Origin of the sequence: Neptunicella sp., assembly GCF_048268085.1 — a bacterium.
GTDB lineage: Bacteria > Pseudomonadota > Gammaproteobacteria > Enterobacterales > Alteromonadaceae > Neptunicella.
On sequence record NZ_JBLWWF010000005.1, the window covers coordinates 91,562 to 115,463 of the forward strand.

General features: G+C 42.0%; 18 protein-coding genes. 5 read left to right on the top strand and 13 right to left on the bottom strand.

Translation table 11 applies throughout. The features are described from left to right. Positions 1-67 precede the first annotated feature (67 nt). The 3 genes from ACTD55_RS05445 to ubiU are packed head-to-tail and all read right to left on the bottom strand — an operon-like array spanning position 68 to position 3,196. The gene (locus ACTD55_RS05445; RefSeq protein WP_438863301.1) at positions 68-1,270 is read right to left on the bottom strand and encodes an NnrS family protein; all 1,203 of its coding nucleotides are present in this window, start codon (positions 1,268-1,270) and stop codon (positions 68-70) included. Positions 1,271-1,325: 55 nt separating this feature from the next. Continuing rightward, positions 1,326-2,198, bottom strand: coding sequence for a U32 family peptidase (locus ACTD55_RS05450; RefSeq protein WP_438863302.1), 873 nt, complete (start codon positions 2,196-2,198; stop codon positions 1,326-1,328). 5 nt (positions 2,199-2,203) lie between these two features. Next, positions 2,204-3,196 carry a ubiquinone anaerobic biosynthesis protein UbiU gene (ubiU, locus tag ACTD55_RS05455; protein WP_438863303.1) on the bottom strand — a complete coding sequence of 331 codons (993 nt, stop codon included), beginning with the start codon at positions 3,194-3,196 and terminating at the stop codon, positions 2,204-2,206. Between the two features lie 107 nt (positions 3,197-3,303). Here ubiU and ubiT point away from each other — a divergent pair, with 107 nt between their 5' ends. Both ubiT and hemN read left to right on the top strand, forming a co-directional pair. Further along, positions 3,304-3,852: a ubiquinone anaerobic biosynthesis accessory factor UbiT gene (gene ubiT, locus ACTD55_RS05460; protein ID WP_438863304.1), complete on the top strand. Its 549-nt coding sequence runs from the start codon at positions 3,304-3,306 to the stop codon at positions 3,850-3,852. 2 nt (positions 3,853-3,854) lie between these two features. Continuing rightward, positions 3,855-5,210, top strand: coding sequence for an oxygen-independent coproporphyrinogen III oxidase (gene hemN / locus ACTD55_RS05465; protein WP_438863305.1), 1,356 nt, complete (start codon positions 3,855-3,857; stop codon positions 5,208-5,210). 128 nt (positions 5,211-5,338) lie between these two features. Here hemN and ACTD55_RS05470 read toward each other — a convergent pair whose 3' ends face one another. Then, positions 5,339-5,743, bottom strand: coding sequence for a ribonucleotide reductase subunit alpha (locus ACTD55_RS05470; RefSeq protein WP_438863306.1), 405 nt, complete (start codon positions 5,741-5,743; stop codon positions 5,339-5,341). Between the two features lie 213 nt (positions 5,744-5,956). Continuing rightward, positions 5,957-8,209: a nitric-oxide reductase large subunit gene (locus ACTD55_RS05475; protein WP_438863307.1), complete on the bottom strand. Its 2,253-nt coding sequence runs from the start codon at positions 8,207-8,209 to the stop codon at positions 5,957-5,959. Between the two features lie 320 nt (positions 8,210-8,529). Between ACTD55_RS05475 and ACTD55_RS05480 the strand changes: the two genes are divergently transcribed. Continuing rightward, positions 8,530-8,910, top strand: a complete 381-nt coding sequence (locus ACTD55_RS05480) for a SirB2 family protein (protein WP_438863308.1) — start codon at positions 8,530-8,532, stop codon at positions 8,908-8,910. 72 nt (positions 8,911-8,982) lie between these two features. On the opposite strand, the gene nrdD is transcribed toward ACTD55_RS05480, so the two are convergent. From nrdD to ACTD55_RS05515, 7 genes are all read right to left on the bottom strand, one after another. After that, positions 8,983-10,791: an anaerobic ribonucleoside-triphosphate reductase gene (gene nrdD / locus ACTD55_RS05485; RefSeq protein WP_438863309.1), complete on the bottom strand. Its 1,809-nt coding sequence runs from the start codon at positions 10,789-10,791 to the stop codon at positions 8,983-8,985. 18 nt (positions 10,792-10,809) lie between these two features. Continuing rightward, entirely contained in the window at positions 10,810-11,262 is a 453-nt protein-coding gene (gene nrdG, locus ACTD55_RS05490) for an anaerobic ribonucleoside-triphosphate reductase activating protein (protein ID WP_438863310.1), read from the bottom strand. Between the two features lie 311 nt (positions 11,263-11,573). After that, a complete protein-coding gene (locus tag ACTD55_RS05495) occupies positions 11,574-12,335 on the bottom strand; it encodes a peptidylprolyl isomerase (protein WP_438863311.1) in 762 nt (253 codons plus the stop codon). Between the two features lie 110 nt (positions 12,336-12,445). Continuing rightward, positions 12,446-13,135: a respiratory nitrate reductase subunit gamma gene (gene narI, locus ACTD55_RS05500; RefSeq protein ID WP_438863312.1), complete on the bottom strand. Its 690-nt coding sequence runs from the start codon at positions 13,133-13,135 to the stop codon at positions 12,446-12,448. 11 nt (positions 13,136-13,146) lie between these two features. Continuing rightward, complete coding sequence (narJ, locus tag ACTD55_RS05505) at positions 13,147-13,896, bottom strand: nitrate reductase molybdenum cofactor assembly chaperone (RefSeq protein WP_438863313.1); 750 nt, start codon at positions 13,894-13,896, stop codon at positions 13,147-13,149. Positions 13,897-13,901: 5 nt separating this feature from the next. Then, the gene (gene narH, locus ACTD55_RS05510; RefSeq protein ID WP_438863314.1) at positions 13,902-15,437 is read right to left on the bottom strand and encodes a nitrate reductase subunit beta; all 1,536 of its coding nucleotides are present in this window, start codon (positions 15,435-15,437) and stop codon (positions 13,902-13,904) included. Between the two features lie 15 nt (positions 15,438-15,452). Beyond that, positions 15,453-19,169 (bottom strand): nitrate reductase subunit alpha, encoded by a 3,717-nt coding sequence (locus tag ACTD55_RS05515; RefSeq protein ID WP_438863315.1) that lies wholly within the window; start codon positions 19,167-19,169, stop codon positions 15,453-15,455. 346 nt (positions 19,170-19,515) lie between these two features. Here ACTD55_RS05515 and ACTD55_RS05520 point away from each other — a divergent pair, with 346 nt between their 5' ends. Beyond that, positions 19,516-21,303 (top strand): ATP-binding protein, encoded by a 1,788-nt coding sequence (locus ACTD55_RS05520; protein WP_438863316.1) that lies wholly within the window; start codon positions 19,516-19,518, stop codon positions 21,301-21,303. A 25-nt stretch (positions 21,304-21,328) separates the two neighbouring features. On the opposite strand, the gene ACTD55_RS05525 is transcribed toward ACTD55_RS05520, so the two are convergent. Further along, a complete protein-coding gene (locus tag ACTD55_RS05525; RefSeq protein WP_438863317.1) occupies positions 21,329-22,942 on the bottom strand; it encodes an antiporter in 1,614 nt (537 codons plus the stop codon). Positions 22,943-23,253: 311 nt separating this feature from the next. Here ACTD55_RS05525 and narL point away from each other — a divergent pair, with 311 nt between their 5' ends. Further along, on the top strand, positions 23,254-23,901 hold the full coding sequence (narL, locus tag ACTD55_RS05530) for a two-component system response regulator NarL (RefSeq protein ID WP_438863318.1): 648 nt from the start codon (positions 23,254-23,256) through the stop codon (positions 23,899-23,901). The last annotated feature ends 1 nt before the right edge of the window (position 23,902 follow it).

Here is a 23,902-nt window from a genome sequence, read left to right on the forward strand (position 1 = left end):
ACTGGGCTGCTAGTTTTAATTTGATACAAGTCAATATTAGAGACGCCCTACCACTTTAAGGGTAGGATTAACCTGGTCTGCCATCTGGCCTGGGTGTGGTTAAAATTGGGAAATAAACCAGCACATATAGCAAATACGCCACCACCCAAGTGATAATGCCGAATGTTAACCATTGCATGGTCAGGCTAGGCCAAATCCCTATCAGCAAAGTACGAATACCCGCTGCCAAAATAACCAATAAAAAAGCAAACGACATAATTGTTTTGGGCTTAATGATTCGGCCACTGTGACCCAATGATACACGGGAAATCATGCTTAAAATCATCAACCCCATAGCACCAGCTGTAAAAACATGAAGGGCAATGCTATTACTGATATTGGCTCCGGCATAGCGAGCGCTGTATAAAGCTAATCCACATGGAATAAACCAATAAGCCAAATGTAACGACCATAATAAAGGTACTTTCAACGTAATCCAGATTTTCCAACGTAAGCAACGTAAAGCGGTAAATAGTGCACTGATAGCAAACAAACCACTCATGACAACAGGAGGTACGTCATTATCCAACATAAAAAAATGTAATATAAAAATAAGCCACAATGATCCTAATGCAGCAATATCCAACCATTTGATTGCGGTAACTTTTGTCGTTAAGGTGCCATTGGCCGTAAACATAGGTAATACGCGCCCGCCGACAATGGCCATCAATAACGTTATCAACCAGACGGCATTTTGAGCACCTAACAATTGGATGTCATGCCGTTGAGTTGCAACGCCAAAATACATCATGGCGTTACAGAAAGTTAGCAACAACAACACGGGTACAAAAAACAGGTTACGCTGTTGTTTGGCTTGAATCAGAGGGCGTGCCAGTAATATGGCGCTCACAGGTAAAAAACTTAAGTCGACAGCAGCAACAAAGTATATCGACAGATTCTGACCAAATAACAATAACAGACGCCCGCTTAACCACAAGAGCGTAATAAAAAGCAGCGTTTTATTATGAGGGGCTCGCAGCCCGGTCCAGTTCTGAACAGCAGTCAGCAAAAAACCAATCACAATAGCACAAACAAACCCGAACAACATTTCATGGCTGTGCCAAAACAGGATATTGGCAAACGGGTAAAGTTGTATATGGCCGGTCAGTGCTAAGCCCCACAATGCCATAGCAATGACGCTAAATATCGCACCAAACAGGAACATAGGGCGAAATGCCTGGCGAAGTAAAGGAAACAATTTTTGTTCTGCTGCAAGATCTGTTATTTGCATCGTTAATTTCGTCCTGTTACGAGTAATAATGCTAGAAATCGATATTAATATCTCATTAAGCTGATACCATGCCAGCCAACTGTAGCCAATAACCGTTACTCTCCGTTGGGGACAACGGAATCGGGGCTTCACCGTCAATGTTGGCTTTAAATTTTGCTAGCCAATCAAACGTACCTTCAGGCTGAGGATTTAAACGAACAATATCAACATCGTTCCCCATATCTGGTAATTGATTAATCAAATTATAGCGATATCCTGATTGAGTCTGGATACCATTTAATACAAAAACAGAGGTTCCATCCTGACTTTTCACTTCCCTTCCTTGCGGATAATGGATACAACACAGTTCACATTGGTCTTTGCTACGGTTTTCCGATCGCGCGGTAAAACAGCGACCACTCCAAGCCAAAGGTAAGTGACCAAAAGCCAAGACCTCTGTCTCGAAACAATCTCGAATATCGCGAATAACACTTTTCGACAATAGTGTATGTAACCAGTATTGCGACAACTCTACCGGCATTACCCAACGCGTTAATCCCATGCCCACCAAGCGGCGCAGACTATGCTGGTTATAGCAGTTAATCGCGGCCCCAGCGACAAAAGGTAAAGCATTCTCCTGCAACATAGCGATAACACCAACATCATTGGCTTCCAGCAAAAATTCACCATTATCGACATACTTACGTAGCTCACGTAGCTCATTTGGGGCCTCAATCAGTGTCATCGACGATAAGCACACTTGTTTTCCTGCTTCGCGTAACATATGTGCCAAACGCATAAAATCATTAAATTTCAGTTCACGTCTTTTGCTACATACAGTTTCGCCCAAATAAATAATATCGATGTCAGATTCAGCGGCTTCTTCGTAAAAAGCCTGCATTTGTTGTTTTGGCCAAAAATACTGAACGGGGCCGAGTGAGAACAGCATAGTTTTTATTTCCATTTTCGGTGATAGGCACCCAATGTTGTTTGGCTCCCCTCAGACAATGATGAGAGAATATTCTGCCATTCTTGTTGTACAACAAAACGTTCCGGATCATTCTTTAATGCATCAATGGCAGCCCGCCAAACTCGGGTAATTTGAGCTACATAGGCAGGGCTACGCTGACGACCTTCTATTTTTAGCGAGCGGATACCCTCTTTATATAACACCGGTAATAAATCCAGTGTATTCAGGCTGGTAGGTTCCTCCAGAGCATGATATGTATCGTCTCCAACACTAAAACGCCCTTTGCACAAAGTGGGGTAACCGGCGGTTTCATTAGGGGCAAACCGATCTATCAGAATACCGTTTAGTCGCGACTCCAGTGTGCCATTATTGTCCTGCCAACGAACATGAGTTGCCGGAGAACAAGCCCCAGCAGTGTTGGGAGACTCTCCTGTCATATAAGAACTTAAATAACACCGTCCTTCTGCCATAATGCACAAACTACCAAAGGCAAAAACCTCCAGATCGATATTACAACTATGTGCCAGAGCGCGAACTTGCTGAATAGAAAGGACTCTTGGTAACACTACTCGACTAATGTCAAATTGACGATAAAAGTCTATAGCTGCTGCATTGGTGGCAGAAGCTTGTACAGACAAATGGCGCTCTATTTTGGGGTACCGTTCCGCTGCATAAGCCAGTACGGCAATATCCGCCAAAATCAACACATCGACACCGGCCTCAACAGCACAATCAACTGCCTTTTGCCAACGTTGCCAATTATCAGGATGAGCAAAGGTATTAATTGCAACATGCAATTTTTTATTATGTGCATGTACAAATTTTACCGCTTCATACAGTTTTGCATCATCGAAATTTAAGCCAGCAAAATGACGGGCGTTAGTATCGTTTTTTAAACCGATATAAATAGCATCGGCACCATGTTCGATAGCTGTTTTTAATGCTGGCATACTGCCTGCCGGGCATAACAACTCCATTCGGTTACCTTTGTTCCAGAATCACTGTACTACCTCTGAGAGGTTATTTTCACAGTGTGCGAATTATGCTTTTATTATACGATGTTATTCTTGAAATTTGAGCGTATATGATTGATATTAAAAGAGTTAACCACAAAGTGGTAGTAGGCCTACCTACTTTTATGCGGACAATTAACCGCTATGCTCCCCCTCTTTTACAGGTTCATTTGTTAAACTTGGTATTCAACCAATTTTTTCGTGCTGAGTGCAGGCAAGGTGACCTGGATTTTCTAAACAACAAAACGTTGGTTATTGATGTGTATGACTATCAACTGGCTTTTGGTATTAGCCTGCAACAAGGAAGGCTCAAAGTCTGTGTATCTCCTACAAATGAGGATTTGCTTATTAGGGCCAGTTCAGTTGAATTTCTTGCCATGATCAATAACAGCGTGGATCCGGACACGCTATTTTTTCAGCGACGTCTGGTAATGTTGGGGGATACTGAGCTGGGCTTATATTGTAAAAATTTGCTGGATAGCATCGATAATAAACGATTTCCACGTTTACTGTCCTACGGATTGGACTGGTTGGTACAACAGCAAGGTTCATTTAAAACGGAAATGAGATCGAACGACTGCGGACAACTCCAGGATATATACGGCGAAGTAAAAAGGTAATTATGATGGAATGGGATCCCAAACTCATTAGTAAATACAATATTAACGGTCCGCGCTATACGTCTTATCCAACAGCACTAGCACTGGAAAGCAAATTTGACCGGAACAATATTGCACGTGCAATCAAAACTGCTGCAACAGAATTGAGCCTTTATATTCATATCCCATTTTGTCACAAATTATGCTTTTACTGTGGCTGCAATAAAGTCATTACCCGTCATCAACATAAAGCCGAAATCTATTTGGATGCACTCGCACAAGAAATGCTCCTTTACTCGGCGTTACTAAGTCATAAACGTATTAATCAGCTTCATCTCGGTGGCGGTACACCTACCTTCTTAACAGAAGAGCAATTGACTCGTTTGATGACATTGGTCAAACAGCATTTTGTATTAAATTCAGATGCAGAAATCAGTATCGAAATTGATCCTCGGAGTTGCAGTGATCAAAAACTGATTCACTTGCGTCAACTGGGGTTTAACCGTGTCAGTTATGGGGTTCAGGATCTAGATGAAAAAGTACAGATTGCTATTAATCGGGTACAAGATACTGATTTGATTCGTCATCAAGTCAAGCTGAGCCGAGAGTTAGGTTTTGACTCGATAAATTTAGATTTGATTTACGGTTTACCCTTTCAGCATCCCGATAGCTTTAGTCAAACACTCAAAGAAATTATTGCGCTGGAACCAGACCGTGTTTCACTATTTAGTTATGCACATTTACCTGATCGGTTTGCCGCACAACGAAAACTGGATAACGCCAATCTACCCAATGCACCACTAAAATTACAGTTACAGCAATTAGGTATTAAGGCTTTTGTAAATGCAGGATACCAGTTTATTGGTATGGATCATTTTGCTAAACCGAATGACACACTTGCTCTCGTTCAACGACAAGGAAAATTACAGCGTAATTTTCAAGGCTATACCACTACCGGACAAGATGCACTAATCGGGTTAGGGGTGTCCAGTATTAGTCAAGTCAATGGCATCTTATGGCAAAATAGTAAAGAATTACCCATCTATTACCAACACATCAACAGCGGATGTTTGCCTGCAGAGCGTGGTTTTAGTTTGAATAACGACGATAAAATACGTGCTGCATTGATCAGCCAATTGATTTGTCATTTCGAATTGGATATCGAGTCATATTGTCAGCAATGGAAAATTGACCGGTTTGATTTGTACTTTGAAATGGAATTACAGCGCTTGCAACCGTTTATTAAGGACAAAATGGTTCAAATGAACTCTAACAAAATCGTTGTTACCCCTCTCGGACGTCTGTGGGTCAGAAGTATCTGCGCATGTTTTGATGCGTACCTGCAACAAAGCCAACAGCGTTATTCCAAAGTGGTATAAATTAACAAGCTACTCTCGCTGCTTATACTATCGCGATGAAAAATGGCGAAGCAATATTTTATGGATACCAGTCTGTCCAACACAACGGTAATCCACTCCCATTGAACGCAGGAGTTACCTCATGCGTTTTAATAAAGTGAAACTAGTTCTCCCTGCTTATTAAACGTCAGAAACTCATTTATCATGCCATTTTGAATTTTTTCAGTCATCATTTTCAGAGGTTGACTAGCTTCATCACTATTGGGGGAAAAACCGCCTCGACCAGCCAACGCTGAAACAAATGCAATATCCCAATTAACACCTATGACATTAGATTCTGACACCAGCACTTTAAAATCAGTCACTTCTTCAGGTAATTTATCTACACACAACACGGGAGATAAGGTACCACCTTTGCCCTGTTCGAAATTATCTTTTTGCTTGTGGGTATAACCCGCAGGTAACTCGGCTTTAGCAAAAACAAATAACAAGCGCTGAGGTTCGCTTTGCATGCCCGCGGCAAGCAGTAAATCTGAATAAGATTCAATATTCATGTAAAAACCATATTGTGTATATCGGATATTAGTGTAACAAAATTACCCGTCCTGACAGAGTTGAATTAATGAGTACCTCTTCTGGGATAGTGATTGCTCTGCACAATTTAACGAATGGTTTATCCTTTCGAGCCATATTAGCCAGATTGTTGAGTTAACAGACGTCACGATAACGGTGACGCCTGTAAATAATCGACATTCTCTGAAATAGCGTTATTTTTCTAGTGCTGCGGACCGGTTAAATACACCTTTGACCACTTGCCAGCTAACCGCCAACGCACCAACAATAAACACGACATCACCAAAAGTACGTACCCAGCGTAACGTATGTAATAGACCGCTTTGCATAAAGGCTTCGCTACGGGCATACCATAAACCTTCTGAAGCACTGGCATAAAACTGGATAAAACCAATTGGCAACAAGCTGGTAAACAACATCAATATAAGCCCGCTATTCATCCACCAAAAAGCGGTTTTCATCAGCTTTTCGTCGAACACCAAACGAGGGCGTATATAACGGAGAATCAGTAAACAGAAACCCAAAGCGAGAAAACCGTATACACCAAATAAAGCGGCATGAGCATGAGTCGGCGTAGTATTTAAGCCTTGCAAATAGTACAGTGCAATAGGCGGGTTTATCATAAAACCAAATACGCCGGCCCCGAGCATATTCCAGAACGCAACAGCAACAAAAAACATCAGTGGCCATTTGATATTTATCATCCATGAAGCCCGTTTTTGCATCCTCCATTGCTCCCATGCTTCATAACCTAGCACGACTAACGGAACAACTTCCAAAGCACTAAACATTGCTCCAACTGCCATAACCGGCGTTGTTGTACCAGCAAAGTAAAGGTGATGAAAAGTTCCAGGCACACCACCAAGCATGAACAACGATGCCGATGCAAGACTTGCACTGGTTGCCATTGTACGTGAAACCAATCCCATACTATGGAAAATAAAGGCCAGTGAAACAGTAGCAAAGACTTCAAAAAACCCTTCTACCCATAAATGGACTACCCACCAGCGCCAGTATTCCATCACTGATAAATGTGTCCGCTCACCATAAAACAAGCCAGAGCCGTAAAACAACCCTACACAGATAACCGAAGCGGCAAACAACGCGAGTAAATTTTTGTCGCCGGGAGACTTTAGGGCAGGAATAACCGCACGTAGCATTAGTACTAACCAGAAAAGTACACCTACATATTTAATAATCTGCCAAAAGCGCCCAATGTCTATATATTCATAGCCCTGATGTCCAAACCAGAAACTCAATTCCGGTGATATTTTTTGCATAATCGCAAAGTAGTTTCCGGCAAAAGATCCGGCAACGAGCACGACTAATGCCCAGAAAAGAATATCGACACCTAATTTCTGAAATTTGGGATCTTTTCCACCGTTAATAATGGGCGCTAAAAATAATCCTGCAGCTAAAAAACCTGTGGCAATCCAGAACATGGCTGCTTGTATATGCCAGGTACGAACCAAACTGTAGGGAAGCCATTCCGTCGTATTCAAACCATAGAAACCATCACCTTCAACAGTGTAATGCGCGGTGAAACCACCCAGAAATACTTGTAAAGTAAACAAGGCCACCACCACCAGAATATATTTACCTAATGCTTTTTGTGACGGGGTTAAACTAAGTTTTGCAATAGGATCGAGTTTAGGTGCCTCTGGCTCTTCCTCATCGTGATTACGCAAGAAAGACCACCCCCAAACCAGTGCGCCCACACCGGCAATCAGCAAAATAATACTAGCCAACGACCATACTAGGTTTTCCACTGTAGGCTTGTTGTCAATTAAAGGCTCGTGCGGCCAATTGTTTGTATAGGTCGCATGATTGGGTGTGCGCTCGGTAGACGCTGCCCAGGCAGTCCAGAAGAAAAACTGAGTCAACACCTTGCGTCGCTCAAGTGAGGGTAATGTATTATTTTTCATCGCGTAGTTTGCACGCGTTTTCGCCAGTGACGCATCGTCGCCAAAAAGCTTGATATAATACTCAGCGGTTAATGTTATTGCCTGGATACGCCGTGGTTCAAGCCGCAGGATTCCACTCTGTTCATCATAACTATTATGGCGATAGGCTTTTTTTAATTCGAACTGTAGTGAATGCTGATTAATTTCTGCTAATGAATTATACGATTTGGAAAATTTATCCTGTGCCGCCAATTCAAGCCACGCCAACAGTTCTCGATGTAACCAGTCTGCCGTCCAATCAGGTGCCTGATAGGCACCATGCCCCCATATGGAACCCAATTGCATTCCCCCGACAGACTGCCAGGCAGTTTGACCATCTAAAATCGAGTCGTTGGTCATTAAGACCTCACCCTGCTCATTAACCACTTTAGCAGGAATAGGAGGGGCTGAACGATACACTTCAGTACCAAAATAGCCCAAAACGCTAAACGTAATACCTAAAATCGCGATGAGCAACCACCATAATTTACGATAGCCAGCCATATAACCTCCCCAATAATTTGACGTTACAGCAACGTGTCATAATTCACTCCAATAGTTGTATCCAGCCAAAAATTAGGCTCACCAACACCCACTACAATAATCGCGCCAAAGTGCAACTTATTGTTTTATATTGATATTATTTTATTTTTCTAACTAAAAAGTGATTTTAACCCAGCCAGGGCATGGTTAAATAAACCCATTTGGGTTTATTTAACCCGACCATTCGTTAGACTAGGTCTAAAATACCTCTTTAGTGATATGGGGAGTGTCTGACAATTGCTTTAGAATCTGATGCTTAATTTGCATGTTTAGGAGACTGCGTGGAGTTTTATATTACGGTGAAGCACTTTCACATTCTATGTGCCTGCATAAGTGCTGGATTATTTTTGTTACGTTTACTGTTGGATCTAGCGGGCAAACCAGGGTGGCGTAGCAGTTTTTTACGTTATCTCCCACACATTAACGACACATTACTCTTAATATTAGCTTTCACTTTGTTAGCTATCGGTCCGTGGCAGCCTTTTGCCCATCAATGGTTAGGTGTCAAAATTTTAATGGTCATTGGCTACATTTTGTCTGGTGTGGTGGCGTTAAAGACAAAGTTTCAGGCATCGACCCGCATATTGGCCAGCTTACTGGCAATACTACAATTAACAGCGGTTTTCTATCTGGCTCATTTTAAACCCGTCATTTTTAGTTAGAATGTACAAATCAAGGGTCATTGTCATAGATTGATCCTTGATTTGTAACAATACTGACTTATTTCGATGGTATTAGCTTACTTTTTCCAACGGCATATTATTATTGGATTGTCGATGATAATGCCGTAAAGCATGCTCAGTTCGTCGTCCAATACTGAACGCCGAAACACGTTTTAAATACCCGATAACCCGGGTACCATAATCGATATCCTTGCTGCCGCACTTGGGACAACAATGTAAAGTGCGCTTATCAATACATTCACATTGATTGCAAATTGTTATTTTGACGTTAACACAAAAATAATTACAGCCGGTTTGAGCGGCAATATTTAATAAATGTAGATATCCCGATTGCTCAAGCTTCTCTTCCAAATTCAAATGTAATGCAGAGCCACCATCCAGGTAATCAAGCAATTGTCTACCGTGCAATTGAAACTTGTCCAGCGAATTGATCTGCTCATCCTCTACAACGTAAAAGTAGGAATTGTAACAATCACGTGGTACAAAATATCCGTCTTCCTTATCCCATTTAGCATTTTTGACCCCTAAATTCTCAGCCGGCACAAATTCGGTGTTAAACATATAGCCGTATTTGGCTTTAGCTGTTTTATTCGCATCATAAATAACTTTTAGATGCTTCTGAACAAAATTAATGTATTCAACATTATTGGTTGCAGCGATCCCATGTGATTCAGCTGCTTCAACCATGCCATTAATACCTATAGTTAAAAATTGTTTATCCAGTGAAATAAAACCGGCATCGTAAACAGTCAGCAAACCAGCAGCTTGGTATTCTTCCATTAACTTGCGATAAGCAACCTGATACTTGTGAATTTTGTCGATCTCTTGGGCCAAATCCCGTCCATCTTGAACCAGGCGATTCATGTTGATGGTAATCACATTAATCGATCCGGTAGCCACACCTCCAGCCCCCAAAGAATAAGAAAAGGTATTATCACTGATTTCGCTACGCAAACGACAGCATGAAGCGAGAGAATCGGCATTATCTGATTGGTAGACAAAAAACGAGTTTCCCCGGGCCAATTGAGTAGCAATTTCATCGGCAAACTGTTCATCCTTACAATGTCCATTTTCAGTTAGCATGGCGACGGTCACTACGGGGAATGTCAATATTGTTTTTTCCCGCTCCTGGTTAAACCAATTCATAAAGTGGGCTTGGAGTGCTGAAACAGATTGCCATTGAGGCTTAACAAAATCAGGAAATACAAACTGTCCGAACATGCTATCAAAATAATGTTGGTCATATATCGAGATATTCCAGAATACGCTTTGATATCCCCGTGCGGCCGCCGGTTGATTGAGCGCATAAACAACGTGCTGAAGATGATTGTTTATTTGTTTAGTATGGGTATTAAGGTAGTCATTACCGTAATCTTTTCTGGCAAAATAATCAAAATAGGTAAGAAACTCTACAGTTGCTACTGCACCGGCAAACTGGCTGCTCACAGCAAAAACAAAATTGACGAAACAACCACAAAAGGATTCCAGATGTTTAGGCGCTTTGGATTCACCTCCCAGTTTTGTTAAGCCATCACGCAAGAAAGGATACATTGTCAGCGAGACACAATAAGGTTTTAAACTGGTTTCGTCATGTACATAAATTTCATGCTGCTCAATTTGTCGTAAATATTCTGCCGCCAGTTCAGTATCGAATAGTTCACTTATTTTGCTACTCACTAATGCTCGATTAACCTGGATAAACTGATCCTTCATAAGCTCTGCTTCCAGTGTAGCAATGTTTTTTTGTGTTACGTTGGCATTGGCATCCATTTTAGAACCATCAGCCGCATTTTCTGCATGCAGGTATTGTTCAATAAAGTTTATTTTGTGCTGCAGTTGTTGGTGGTTTAGGGTTTGCATTATTTTTCTCTCACTTGGTTATGTTCGAACAAAACGATAATTCAGGCACTCGCCTGTACGTAAATCAAAAAATCGCTGGTTAGTAATTGGACTATCAAGACCACCGAGCTCCGCATTCCAGCGCCCGGTCTTTAGGTAAGTTAATTCGGCTTTTAATTGGACTGGTATATTATCCAACCCGGAATACAGACAGGTGTGTAGTTTTTGACTTTTGGCCAGTTTTAATAGAGACAGTAATTTATCGGCTTGCCACTCCCCCCCCAAAAATAATACACAACTTATCAGGCCTTGGTAGGTTTTTAGTCGCTGGTAAAAGTAGTCCCGGGTTAGGCTTTTTCCACTTTGTCTTTGCCAACTATCAGCACTGTGACATCCTTTACAACCTAATGGACAACCACTAATGGTATAAGCCAGAGAAACTTCATCCGGTACTTCCTGAAATACAATTTGCTCTGTTGTGAAATTCAACATAAATACTCTATATTGTGTCTCTGTTGTAAAATATGACTATATATTGTGTTTCAGCTTAACGCCCTACAGTAGATAGATCTACACGGTTTTTGTTTGCTTCGACTTGGATATGGATGCAGAGCGCATCGTTCGGGCATGACTTACCCCATCGGTGGTATCAAAAAAAGCCCCTGAGAGTCAGGGGCGTGATAAAACTGGCAATACTAGCCAGTTGGTTGGGTTTGCTATCCTTTTTCAGGACATGTTTGGATAAAAACGCTCAAGCATATCTAACGGCAGAATCTCATGTTCGGATAGGGTAACGCTGTTTATTATTGCATCAATGGTGAATCTGACAGATTGAAATCATAACCTTGTATATCGGCCTCTGTGATTAGCCTATGGATATATTGGGCAACCGCTTTACGGCGCACTTTTTCGTTTAAATACTCAGTAATACGCAATTTAACTGTATCAAAAGGTAATATCTGCCCAGCGATTTTCCGATGAATATAAACCACATGAATACCGTATCGACTTTCTATACCTTGAGGCATCAAGCCTGGCTCTGCTGTAAAAATTTGTCGCTCGAATTCAGCAACAGTCTGCCCTCGGCTAATCTGCCCCAAGCTTCCTTGTGTCTGTTTTGACGGACAAGCGGAATATCGACGCGCTAAATCCGCAAAATTACTCCCTTGCTGTAATTGCTCTATTATGTCTTCTGATAGCGTTTTGGCTTCAATACGAGCTTTGCCATCGTCCGGGGATGCCGCCAACAGAATGTGACTCACTTCGAGTAAGGGTGAGCTCTCAAAGCGATTAGGATTTTGTTTGTAATATTGCTCGCATTCCTTTGTTGTCGCGGTTGGAATCGAGACTTCATGGCTAATGAGTTCATCAAAAAGCTGTTCCTCGCTAGCAGAGCGTAATGATGTCACTAACCCCAGCACTTTTGCTCGCTGACGTAATATTTCACCAATAATCAGCGACTCTGCTGCTTTTAAAGTTGCGGAGCGTTTAGTGGATGCCGGGTGATACTGTACTTCAGCCATGACCGCCTGTTCACTTATCGTGGTTTGATTGACCTGTATCATGTTGACCTCATAAAAAGGTTAAAATCGGTTGGGAATATAATGCGATAACCATTGGCAGGGCGTTTCTTGTTACCAGAAACGCCCTGCAACAAAAGATCATACTTGTTCTGCTAACGAACAAACCGTTGACGTACTATTTGATGTTGTCGGCGTACATACTGGACAGGTGCGCTGAGCATGTGTACTAAGCGACTAAATGGGAAAGCGACAAATAATGTCATTCCCAGAAACACATGCATTTTGAAAATCCAGTGCACGTCGTTGATTGCTGTCACAGCAACATTGCTATTAAACGTCATAATATTTTGTGCCCACATCATCAATTTCATCATTTCTGCACCATTCAAATGGCCAAGAGAAACCGTGATCGAAAACAGTCCTAAAATTAACTGCGCATAGAGTAAAAATAGAATCGCAATATCCATTGGAGTACTGGTTGCCCTGATGCGTGGATTAAATAAACGCCGCTTAATCAGAATGGTTAAGCCATAAAAGCAGATTAATCCAAATAATCCCCCGGCACCGATCGCGATAATCTGTTTCATTTGGGGTGTGATCCCCAGTAAATGCCATATCTCAAGTGGTGTTAATAAACCAAATAAATGGCCGAAAAAAATACCTAATATACCAATATGAAAAGGGATGCTCCCTCTTTTTAGTTGCTTACTTTCGAGTAACTGACTCGAACTACTTTTCCAAGTGTATTGTTCACGGTCATAACGGATCCAACTGCCAATAAACATGATTGCCATAGCAATATAAGGATATATGCCAAAAGCAAAGGTATTAAAGTGTGCCATATGAATGCTCCTTAAACGCGTTTGGCTGTAGCAGCGGCAAATAGCTTACTACCACTGTTATTCTGCAATTCATTATTGAGTGGAATAAAGTGATCCCGACGTTGCTGTTCCGAGGGCCGGTTTCCACTACCGCATCCCGTATCAGCCTGATCATTTCCCATAAAGGTCACCATTTCCTCTTCCCACACCTTGTCAAGTTCTTTAGCCGTGTCATCTCGCTTTTCATTGCTGATCTGATCTCTAATATCAGCCAAATCGACTTCAGCACGAGATAACTTCAATAGGATATGGAAAATTACCGCATAATCTGTTTTTCGTTGATCCGCACGGCAAGCCAGTACTGCCAATACCGGTGCTATTTCTTCCAGACCTATCTGAGTATTTTGTTCTCCCTGAGTGGACAAGAATTCCATATACAGTGGCAAATAATCAGGCAACTCTTTAACTCCCAATTCCAGACCGGCTTGTTTGTATTGATTAACCAAATTGACCATCGCCTGCCCGCGATCTCTGGATTCACCATGAATATGTTCAAAGATGAGTAACGAGAGTGAGCGCCCTCGTTCGAATAATCCGTCATAGTCCGATTGCCAGTCCATTAAGTCACTTTCGCAACGAGCATGAATAAACTGATTTATCGCCGCTTTATCTCCAGCATCAATGGTGGAAGAGTCAACCACAAGCAATAAATCATCTTTAGCATCTACTAAAGTCTGCAATGGATAATCCAGTAACAATGAGAGTAGTTGTAAAATTTTCATTGTTATTACTCCTTAATCTCTACAGGAATGACTTGACGTACTCCTTTGGCTTTGGTGCCAAACAAGTTGACGTTATTGTTGCCGTCACCACAACCATTACCAAAACTGAATCCGCAACTACTTTTCAGATCGTAGGCATTTTCAGCATAAGCACGATGACTGGTTGGAATAACAAAGCGATCTTCGTAATTTGCCAGTGCCATATAACGATACATTTCTTCTACTTGTACCGGTGTTAGCCCAACTTGCTTGAGTACTTCAATATCTTCGATGCCATCTACTTGCTGGGAGCGTTTAAATGCACGCATTGCGATCATTCTTTCCAGCGCTGTAACAACCGGTGCCTCATCGCCAGCGGTTAACATATTGGCAAGATAACGCAATGGGATACGCAACGACTTCAGGTCAGGAATTTCGCCATTCATACCGACATGACCGGCTTCAACCGCACTTTGAATGGGTGACAAAGGCGGAACATACCAGACCATTGGTAGTGTCCGGTATTCAGGGTGTAATGGCAGTGCGACCTTCCAATCCATTGCCATCATATATACCGGCGACCGTTGTGCCGCTTTGATCCAGTTATCATTTATACCTTCGGCTTTAGCTGCTTCTATTACTTTGTGATCGTTCGGATCCAAAAAGATATCTAATTGTGCCTGGTATAAATCTTTTTCATTGGGTGTATTCGCAGCAGCTTCTATTTTATCGGCGTCATATAACAAGACACCGAGATAACGAATACGTCCGACACAAGTTTCGGAACAGACGGTTGGTTGACCGGCCTCAATACGTGGAAAACAGAATGTACATTTCTCAGACTTTCCGGTTTTCCAGTTGTAGTAGATTTTTTTGTAGGGACAGGCGGATACACACATCCGCCAACCACGGCATTTATCTTGATCAATGAGTACAATGCCATCTTCTTCGCGTTTATAAATGGCACCAGAGGGGCAAGCCGCTACACACGCAGGATTAAGACAATGCTCACATAAGCGGGGCAGATACATCATAAAAGTTTTTTCAAACTGGCCGTAGATATCTTTTTGTACGACTTCGTTAAAGTTTTGGTCGACCTTACGTTTGGCAAATTCGGTACCGAGAATTTCTTCCCAGTTTGGACCCCATTCAATTTTTTCCATCCGCTTACCGGTAATTAATGAGCGAGGACGGGCAACGGGTTGGTGCTTGCTATCTTCGGCATTATGTAAGTGTTGGTAATCAAAATCGAACGGTTCGTAATAATCATCGATCTCAGGTAAATCAGGATTGGCAAAAATATTGGCCAAAACACGACGTTTAGCACCGATTTTTAGTTCCAAATTATCCTTATTATTGCGTACCCAACCTCCATTCCATTTCTGCTGATTTTCCCATTCTTTGGGAAATCCAACACCTGGTTTGGTTTCAACGTTATTGAACCAGGCATATTCAACGCCCTCTCGTGAGGTCCAGACATTTTTACAGGTAATGGAGCAAGTGTGGCAACCGATACACTTATCTAAATTCAACACCATGCCTATTTGAGCTCTAACTTTCATATTAATCACTCCACCTTATTTCGTATCAAGCCAGTCAACCTTGTCCATTTTTCGCATGACGACAAATTCGTCACGATTGCAACCGACAGTGCCGTAATAGTTGAATCCATATGCTTGTTGGGCGTAACCACCTATCATGTGGGTAGGTTTCATTACTGCTCGGGTAACCGAATTATGAATACCTCCACGTGTACCGGTTTGCTCACTACCCGGAATATTGACGACACGCTCCTGTGCGTGATACATCATGCTCATTCCTTCAGGAACACGCTGTGAAACAACAGCTCGGGCGACAATAGCACCATTAACGTTGAACACCTCGATCCAGTCGTTATCGACAATACCCGCATTGGCGGCATCACTTTCACTGATCCAAACAATGGGGCCACCGCGTGAAAGCGTTAACATCAATAAGTTGTCAGAATAAGTACTATGTATTCCCCACTTCTGGTGAGGTGTAATCCAGTTAAGTACAATCTCTTTGTTGCCATTAGGTTTTTTATTAAGGACCGGAGCCACTGTTTTAAGGTTAATGGGTGGTTTGTAACTACATTGCTGCTCACCAAAATCACGCATCCATTCGTGATCCTGGTAGAACTGTTGTCGTCCTGTAATCGTGCGCCAGGGGATTAATTCATGAACGTTGGTATAACCGGCATTATACGAGACATGTTCATCTTCCAGACCTGACCAGGTCGGAGAAGAAATAATCTTGCGCGGTTGTGCAACAATATCGTTAAAACGAATTTTTTCGTCTTCTTTGGGGATAGCTAAATGAGTATGATCACGGCCAGTAAACTTGCCTAGTGCATCCCAGGCTTTTACTGCCACCTGGCCATTGGTTTCAGGTGCAAGAGACAGAATCACTTCGCACGCATCAATGGCACTGTCGATTTTGGCCATGCCTTTGTTGATACCTTCATCAGTGTGTGTGCGATTCAATTTGCGTAAGAAATCAACTTCGGCTTTAGTATCCCAGCTAATACCCTTTCCTCCGTTACCTATTTTTTCCAGCAACGGCCCAACAGAAGTAAAGCGGGCATAAGTATTCGGGTAGTCACGTTCAACAACATTAATATGTGGCATTGTCATACCGGGAATAGCTTCACACTCTCCTTTCCACCAGGCTTTAACCCCATATGGTTGCGCCAACTCGGCAGGAGTGTCGTGGTGCATCGGTGTAGTCACGACGTCTGTTTCTATGCCTAAGTGTCCTTCGCTAACTTTAGAAAATGCTTTGGCAATACCTTTAAATATTTCCCAGTCACTGCGCGCCTCCCAAACCGGATCAATTGCCGCAGTTAATGGGTGAATGAATGGATGCATATCTGAGGTATTCATATCGTCTTTTTCGTACCAAGTCGCGGTAGGTAAAACGATATCGGAGTATAAGCAGGTAGTAGACATTCTAAAGTCCAACGTAACCCATAAATCCACTTTGCCCTCCGCGGCTTGATCAGTCCATTCAATATCTTCAGGTTTGGCACCATTGGATTCACCAAGATCTTTGCCTAATAAGCCATGTTTGGTGCCCAACAAATGACGTAGCATGTATTCATGCCCCTTACCGGATGAGCCCAGCAGATTAGAGCGCCATACAAACATATTGCGTGGGAAGTTTTGTGGATTTTCTGGTTGTTCGCAGGCAAATTTAATTTTGCGATCTTTGAGTTGCTGAAGTACATAGTCCTGTACATCCATATTGGCAGCTTTTGCTTCATCAGCTAATTTTAGTGGATTTGTTCCAAGTTGCGGCGCAGAAGGCAACCAGCCCATACGTTCAGCGCGGCTGTTGTAATCCAAAATACTACCCGTCCATTTTTCCTGATTCGCCAATGGTGAAACAATTTCACTCATGTTTAGTTTTTCATAACGCCACTGACTGGCATGGTTATAAAAAAATGATGTCCCGTTCATATGACGAGGAGGGCGCTGCCAGTCAAGTCCGAATGCTAACGGTGTCCAACCAGTTTGAGGGCGCAGTTTTTCCTGGCCAACATAGTGTGCCCAACCACCACCACTTTGGCCAATACAACCACACATCATCAGCATATTGATAAGGCCACGATAGTTCATATCCATGTGGTACCAGTGATTTAATCCTGCGCCCACAATGATCATCGAACGACCACGAGTTTTATCTGCATTTCGGCCAAATTCTTTGGCAATACGAATAACATCTGCAGGTTTAACGCCGGTAATCGCCTCTTGCCAACCCGGAGTGTAAGGCACATTATCTTGGTAAGTTTGTGCACGATTCTCATCGTTAATGCCGTTATCAACACCGTAATGTGCCAATGTTAAATCAAATACTGTTGCCACCAGCGCGGTACTACCATCCGCTAAAGTCACTCGTTTAGCAGGGATTTTTCGGCGTTGTATGTCACTGTGTTCAGTGTGTTGGAAGTATTTATATTCATGTGGAGCGCCACCAAAGTAAGGTAGCCCAACTTCAACCAACTCATCGTGTTGGTCTTTTAGAGACAGGCAAAGGTCGATGTCACCTTGTTTGTCTTTTTGTTCCAAATTCCATTTTCCGCTTTGTCCCCAACGGTAGCCTATTGAGCCATTAGGGCTGGTTAGACGACCATCCTGATTTATTGCCACTGTTTTCCAGTCTGGGTTATTGTCTTCACCTAAATTGTCGACTAAATCGGCAGCACGCAGGAAACGTCCTTGAGTCAGGTACTGATCACCTTGTTCCAACATGACCAACATAGGCATATCGGTGTAACGTTGAACATAATCTTTAAAATATTCACTTGGACTATCAACGTGGAATTCTTTAAGAATGACATGACCAAAGGCCATTGCCAGTGCGGCATCAGTTCCTTGCTTGGGTGCAAGCCATGTATCACCAAATTTTGACGCTTCAGAATAATCTGGCGTGATCACACAGGTTTTGGTGCCCTTGTAACGCACTTCGGTCAGGAAGTGAGCATCAGGTGTACGCGTCTGTGGAACGTTGGAACCCCACGCGATGATATAATTAGAGTTATACCAGTCAGCAGACTCGGGGACATCTGTTTGCTCCCCCCATATCTGTGGTGATGATGGAGGCAAATCGCAATACCAGTCATAAAAGCTTAAGCAGTTGCCGCCAATCAGGGATAGATATCTTGCGCCTGCGGCATAAGAAACCATTGACATGGCAGGAATCGGAGAAAAGCCAGAGACGCGATCCGGTCCATATTCTTTGGTCGTATATACATTGGAAGCGGCAATAATTTCATTGACTTCATCCCAACTGGCGCGGACAAATCCACCTAAACCACGTCGCTCTTTATAACTTTTTGCTTTGAAAGGATCACTGACGATTGAGGCCCAGGCTTTAACTGGATCAGAATGTATTAAACGGGCTTCCCGCCACAGTTTCATTAATTGTTGACGAACCTTGGGATATTTAAGCCGGTTCGCACTGTATATATACCAAGAGTAGCTCGCACCACGTGGGCAGCCGCGAGGTTCATGATTTGGTAAGTCTGGACGAGTGCGAGGGTAATCGGTTTGTTGGGTTTCCCAAGTCACCAGACCGTCTTTAACATAAATCTTCCAGCTACAAGAACCGGTGCAATTAACACCATGAGTTGAGCGAACAATTTTGTCATGTTGCCAGCGTTGGCGATAACCCTGTTCCCAAGTTCTATCTTCATTGGTGGTAACGCCGTGACCATTGGAAAATGGCTGCTTGCGCGTCTTAAAAAAGCGCAATTTGTCTAACAGATGGCTCATGATTGGCTCCTGGTCTTGATTCTTAATGCACTAAATACTTTGTGGATCGTTTGTCACTATAGAAATAACAACTGAATGATGCTTGATTTGATTTAGTACAGCTATAGTTTGAATTTTGACCTTTTAGGTGCCAAATACCACTAAAGTGGTATATTTAAAATGTTTTAACTATTTGAAATATATGAACTTAAATTAAAAACTGGTGTTATTTTTTATATCACTTCTCCGCGAGAGATAAAAAGGGGTAGCTCAAATGTTCTATGATGACAGAACCCATCAATAACCGATTTATCAACGCTGACCTTTTATTCTGTTTAGAGTATGCTTCGCGAGTAAAGGAGAGATTATGCGACCATTTTCTATTGTCACTCGTATCAATATTGCGTTGGCCTGCATCGTCACACTCGCCATTGGCACCATGTTGATGTCCTATTGGCTGTCCGACAAAGCCGACAATCATGCACAAGCAATTAACAGTGCTGGTTCTCTACGTATGCAGACATATCGACTGGGCTGGTTAAGTTTACAACAAGACAAAGAAAAGCTGACTCGAGCAGTAGAGCAAATTAACGAGAATTGGCAGCATCCTGTTTTTTCTAGGGTCAAAAACGACAATATTAAAATCAAGCAGTTATTTGACGCAGCAGAATCGACTTGGCGAGTCACTCAACCACTGTTGAAAACGGCAAATTATCATTTGATGGATAATAAACTCCGTCAGCAAGTATCCGCTATAGATCAATTGGTTTTGGCTATCCAGAATGATGCCGAAGACAGAGTGCGAACTTTGCGACTGGTGCAAATAATCGCATTATTTCTAACCGTAATATTATCTTTAGTCATTATGCACTGGCTTAAAGTGAAAGTTGAATTACCCTTAGGAGAATTAACTCGGACCGCCCGACGTATAGGGCAAGGGGATTTTACCTGTCGGGCCAAAGTTCAGCAGCAGGATGAACTTGGCACACTCGCCGAAACCATTAACAAAATGAGCAATGCTGTAGGATACATGTATGGTGATCTGGAAAAACGGGTTGATGAACAAACCAAAAGCTTGCAGCAACGAAACACTACACTAGCCTTTTTATATGACACTGCCAGACAAATCAGTGAACATGGGCCTGAATATCACGACTTTAGTTATATCATTGATGAGTTAAAAACTATCATTCAATTGGATGATATAGAATTATGTTTATTTACCGAACGAGGTGAGCGACCTTATCTGCAACTACAACCAACATTGCTGAATATCGATCCTTGCCAAAAGACAGACTGCTCTAGCTGTCTTACTCGTGAAGGTGTCTCACAGCAAAATGATTCTCTTGTGTATAATTATCCGCTGAGTCGGGATAAAAACAACTACGGTGTGTTGATTGCCCGCACACCAGCAAACAACAACTTAAATCAGTGGCAACAGCAGTTGTTGAACACGGTAGCGGATCAACTGGCCATTGCGCTTAGCTTGAAAACAGAAGAAGAACAAGTAAGACGTATCGCTTTAATGCAGGAGCGTACGGTCATAGCTCGTGAGTTACACGACTCATTAGCACAAGCGCTATCTTACTTGAAGATCCAGGTTACGCGCCTAAACAAAGCCATTAATAAAGACGATAAAGACACCATTGATGATGTTTCGACAGAACTGAAACAAGGACTGGATTCTGCTTATCGGCAATTGCGTGAACTCTTAACGACCTTCCGCTTGAAAGTCGATGGTTCTGGATTACTTAATGCTTTACAGTTAACTGTTAAACAATTGACAGAGCAATCCAATTTAACCATCACATTAGATTATCAATTGGAAAATATTCCGTTAACCCCAAATGAAGAGATACATTTACTACAGATTATTCGTGAAGCTGGCCAGAATGCCGTACATCATAGCGAAGGCTCTGAACTAAAAATTAGTTTACAACAACAACCTGACAAGACGGTGTTTTTATCAATAGAAGATAATGGAATCGGCATTCCTGTATCCTCAGAAAAGCTCAATCACTATGGTTTGGCGATAATGAAGGAACGTAGCAAACACCTTACTGGAGATATAAAGATAGAACGACGGCCACAGGGGGGGACTGGCGTTTATTTTAGATTTAGACCTGAATATCTACAGCCAAAACAAATCGCCTAAATAGGTTACGATTTCTTTAATACCGTTAAGGGTTATAAAATTCGGCTGTTTTACGTAAATAGAGAAAACCGTTAACTAAGGTACACAGGATGTAAAAAATGGCAAAAACCAGCATTGCTCTTTCCGGTGTTCCTGCGTCAATTTGTTCACCGAGAAGCATAGGGATATAGAACGCACCGTAAGCTGCAATTGCAGACATCCAAATTAATGCAACTCTTGATCGACCCGGCGGATATATAATAAACAGCATGTTATAAACGGCTCCATTACCAATACCACTTGCCGCAAATAGCCCCAAGAACAACAGAAAAAATGGAATAAAATACTCTTCAGGTGTAATCGATTGATATGCGTTTTGCATATAGTAAGCAATCCCTAATACACATATCAGCATCAACATTCCACTGAGCAATGTGACCAACGCTCCCCCTATTTTTTCTGCCAACCAACTGCCGAGAGGACGAATTAATATGCCAATAAAAGGCCCGATCCACGTGTAAGTTAATACACTGGGGGCATTAGGGTTTGGTAACGAGTGTATGATAGCGCCATCACTAACGACATGAGTGTAGCCAAAGATGACTTCAACCGTAAGTGGGAACGATGCTGAATAGCCAATAAATGAGCCAAAAACCATGATATGCAACAAGCTCAATCCCCAAGTATGCTTGTTATACAACAGTCTGGGATGATGGTCTAAATCTGTACCAGTGTGACCAAGTCGTATTTTTAGTAAAATGATGGTACCGATGATGGCCAGCAAGATAACGATTTCTTTCGGAAGCTGAACACCTCCACCATTCATGTCTGCCGGAAAAACAAGCCAAAGGCCCAGAAATGAGATAATAAATCCTATCGCTAATACCGATATAATCATTGTTGTTGCCAACCTGAATTGTGGCAACGTAGGCGTTATTTCAGGTGTATGGATATTATTCGAACCAAACCATAATAAAATGATTAATGGAATCAACAGCAGTAACCATAAAAATCCGGTATTTTGTAACCATAGTGGTTGTCCCGTTTGAATACTGCCTAAAATGTTACCTCCGGGCTGAACCAGGAAATTGGGATCTCCACTGAATATTGAGAAAATTCCATAAGACATCAATATCGGCATCAATACTTGCACAACTACTATGCCAAAAATGCCTAATCCAGCATGCAAACTTAATACGAAAGGTTGTTCTTTCTTGGGATAAAAGAAACTGATGTTTGATATTGAAGAGGCGAAATTACCTCCTCCGATACCAGACAGGAGTGACATCAACTGAAATATCCATAATGGTGTGTCAACTCGTTGTAACGCGAAAGCCGTTCCTATCGATGGCAACAACAACATACTTGTAGTCAAAAATAGCGTGTAACGTCCTCCACACAATTGAACCAGAAACCCTGATGGAATACGTAAGGTAGCGCCACTAAACCCAGCAATCGCAATTAGACTAAATAATTCATCATACTCGAATGGAAAACCTACATTCAGCATTTGTACGCTAATTACACTCCATTGCATCCAAATTCCAAAAGCGCATAGCAGACCTAGAACAGAGATCCATAGATTTCTATTCGCGATCTTCTGTCCTTGCTCATGCCAGAAATCGTTATTATCTGGTAACCAATTTCTCAGATCAGACATAACTTATGGCGCTCCTCAATCCAGCAACCTAATTCTTGCACTATGAATGGTTATTCATTTGGTCACAATGTATCTTCGGAGTTAATGTATTTAAGGTAGTTTGGGGTACCCAGAAAGAGGTATGTACAAAGGTATTTTTAAATTATTTATATAAAAAACAAAAAGTTATATTTTTCATACTTCGCTTCAGTCTTACTGTCGATTAAAAATAATATGTCAGATAACAATAATATGATTTATATCAACGTTTATCTTGCATTAATGTAAGCTAATGGCGTTATTAACTTTATAAAGGTTTATGGAGTATTCCTGTGTCAGAACAGAAATTCAGCATAATGTTGGTAGATGATCATCCTTTATTACGTAAGGGATTGAATCAACTTATTTTAATGGAAGATGATCTGGAAGTCGTGGCTGAAGCCAGTAATGGGGCCGAAGCCATTGAACTTGCCTCTGAGCTTGAACCGGATTTAATTATTCTTGATTTAAATATGCAGGGTATGGACGGGCTACAAACCTTAAAAGCAATGCGTGATAAAGAGATTACATCTCGCATTGTGATGTTAACAGTATCAGATGCGGATGAAGATGTTGTTGAAGCAATTAGTCAAGGGGCCGACGGATACTTGCTTAAAGATAGTGATCCAGAATTATTGCTGGACAATATTAAACGTGCTCTTAGTGGAAAAATGGTATTGAGTGAAGCCGTCACCGAAGTATTGGCAACGGCGCTAAGGAGACCGACCGTAAAGCCGGTTGCAGAATTAAACAGTTTAACTAATCGTGAATATGAAATCTTAAGTTTGATTGCGAAGGGAATGAGTAACAAAGTTATTGCACGCGAGTTGGATATTTCCGATGGGACTGTCAAAGTACATGTTAAACATTTGCTTAAGAAATTAGGATTAAGATCCAGAGTCGAAGCCGCAGTATGGATGGTTGAACAACAGAGTAACTAGA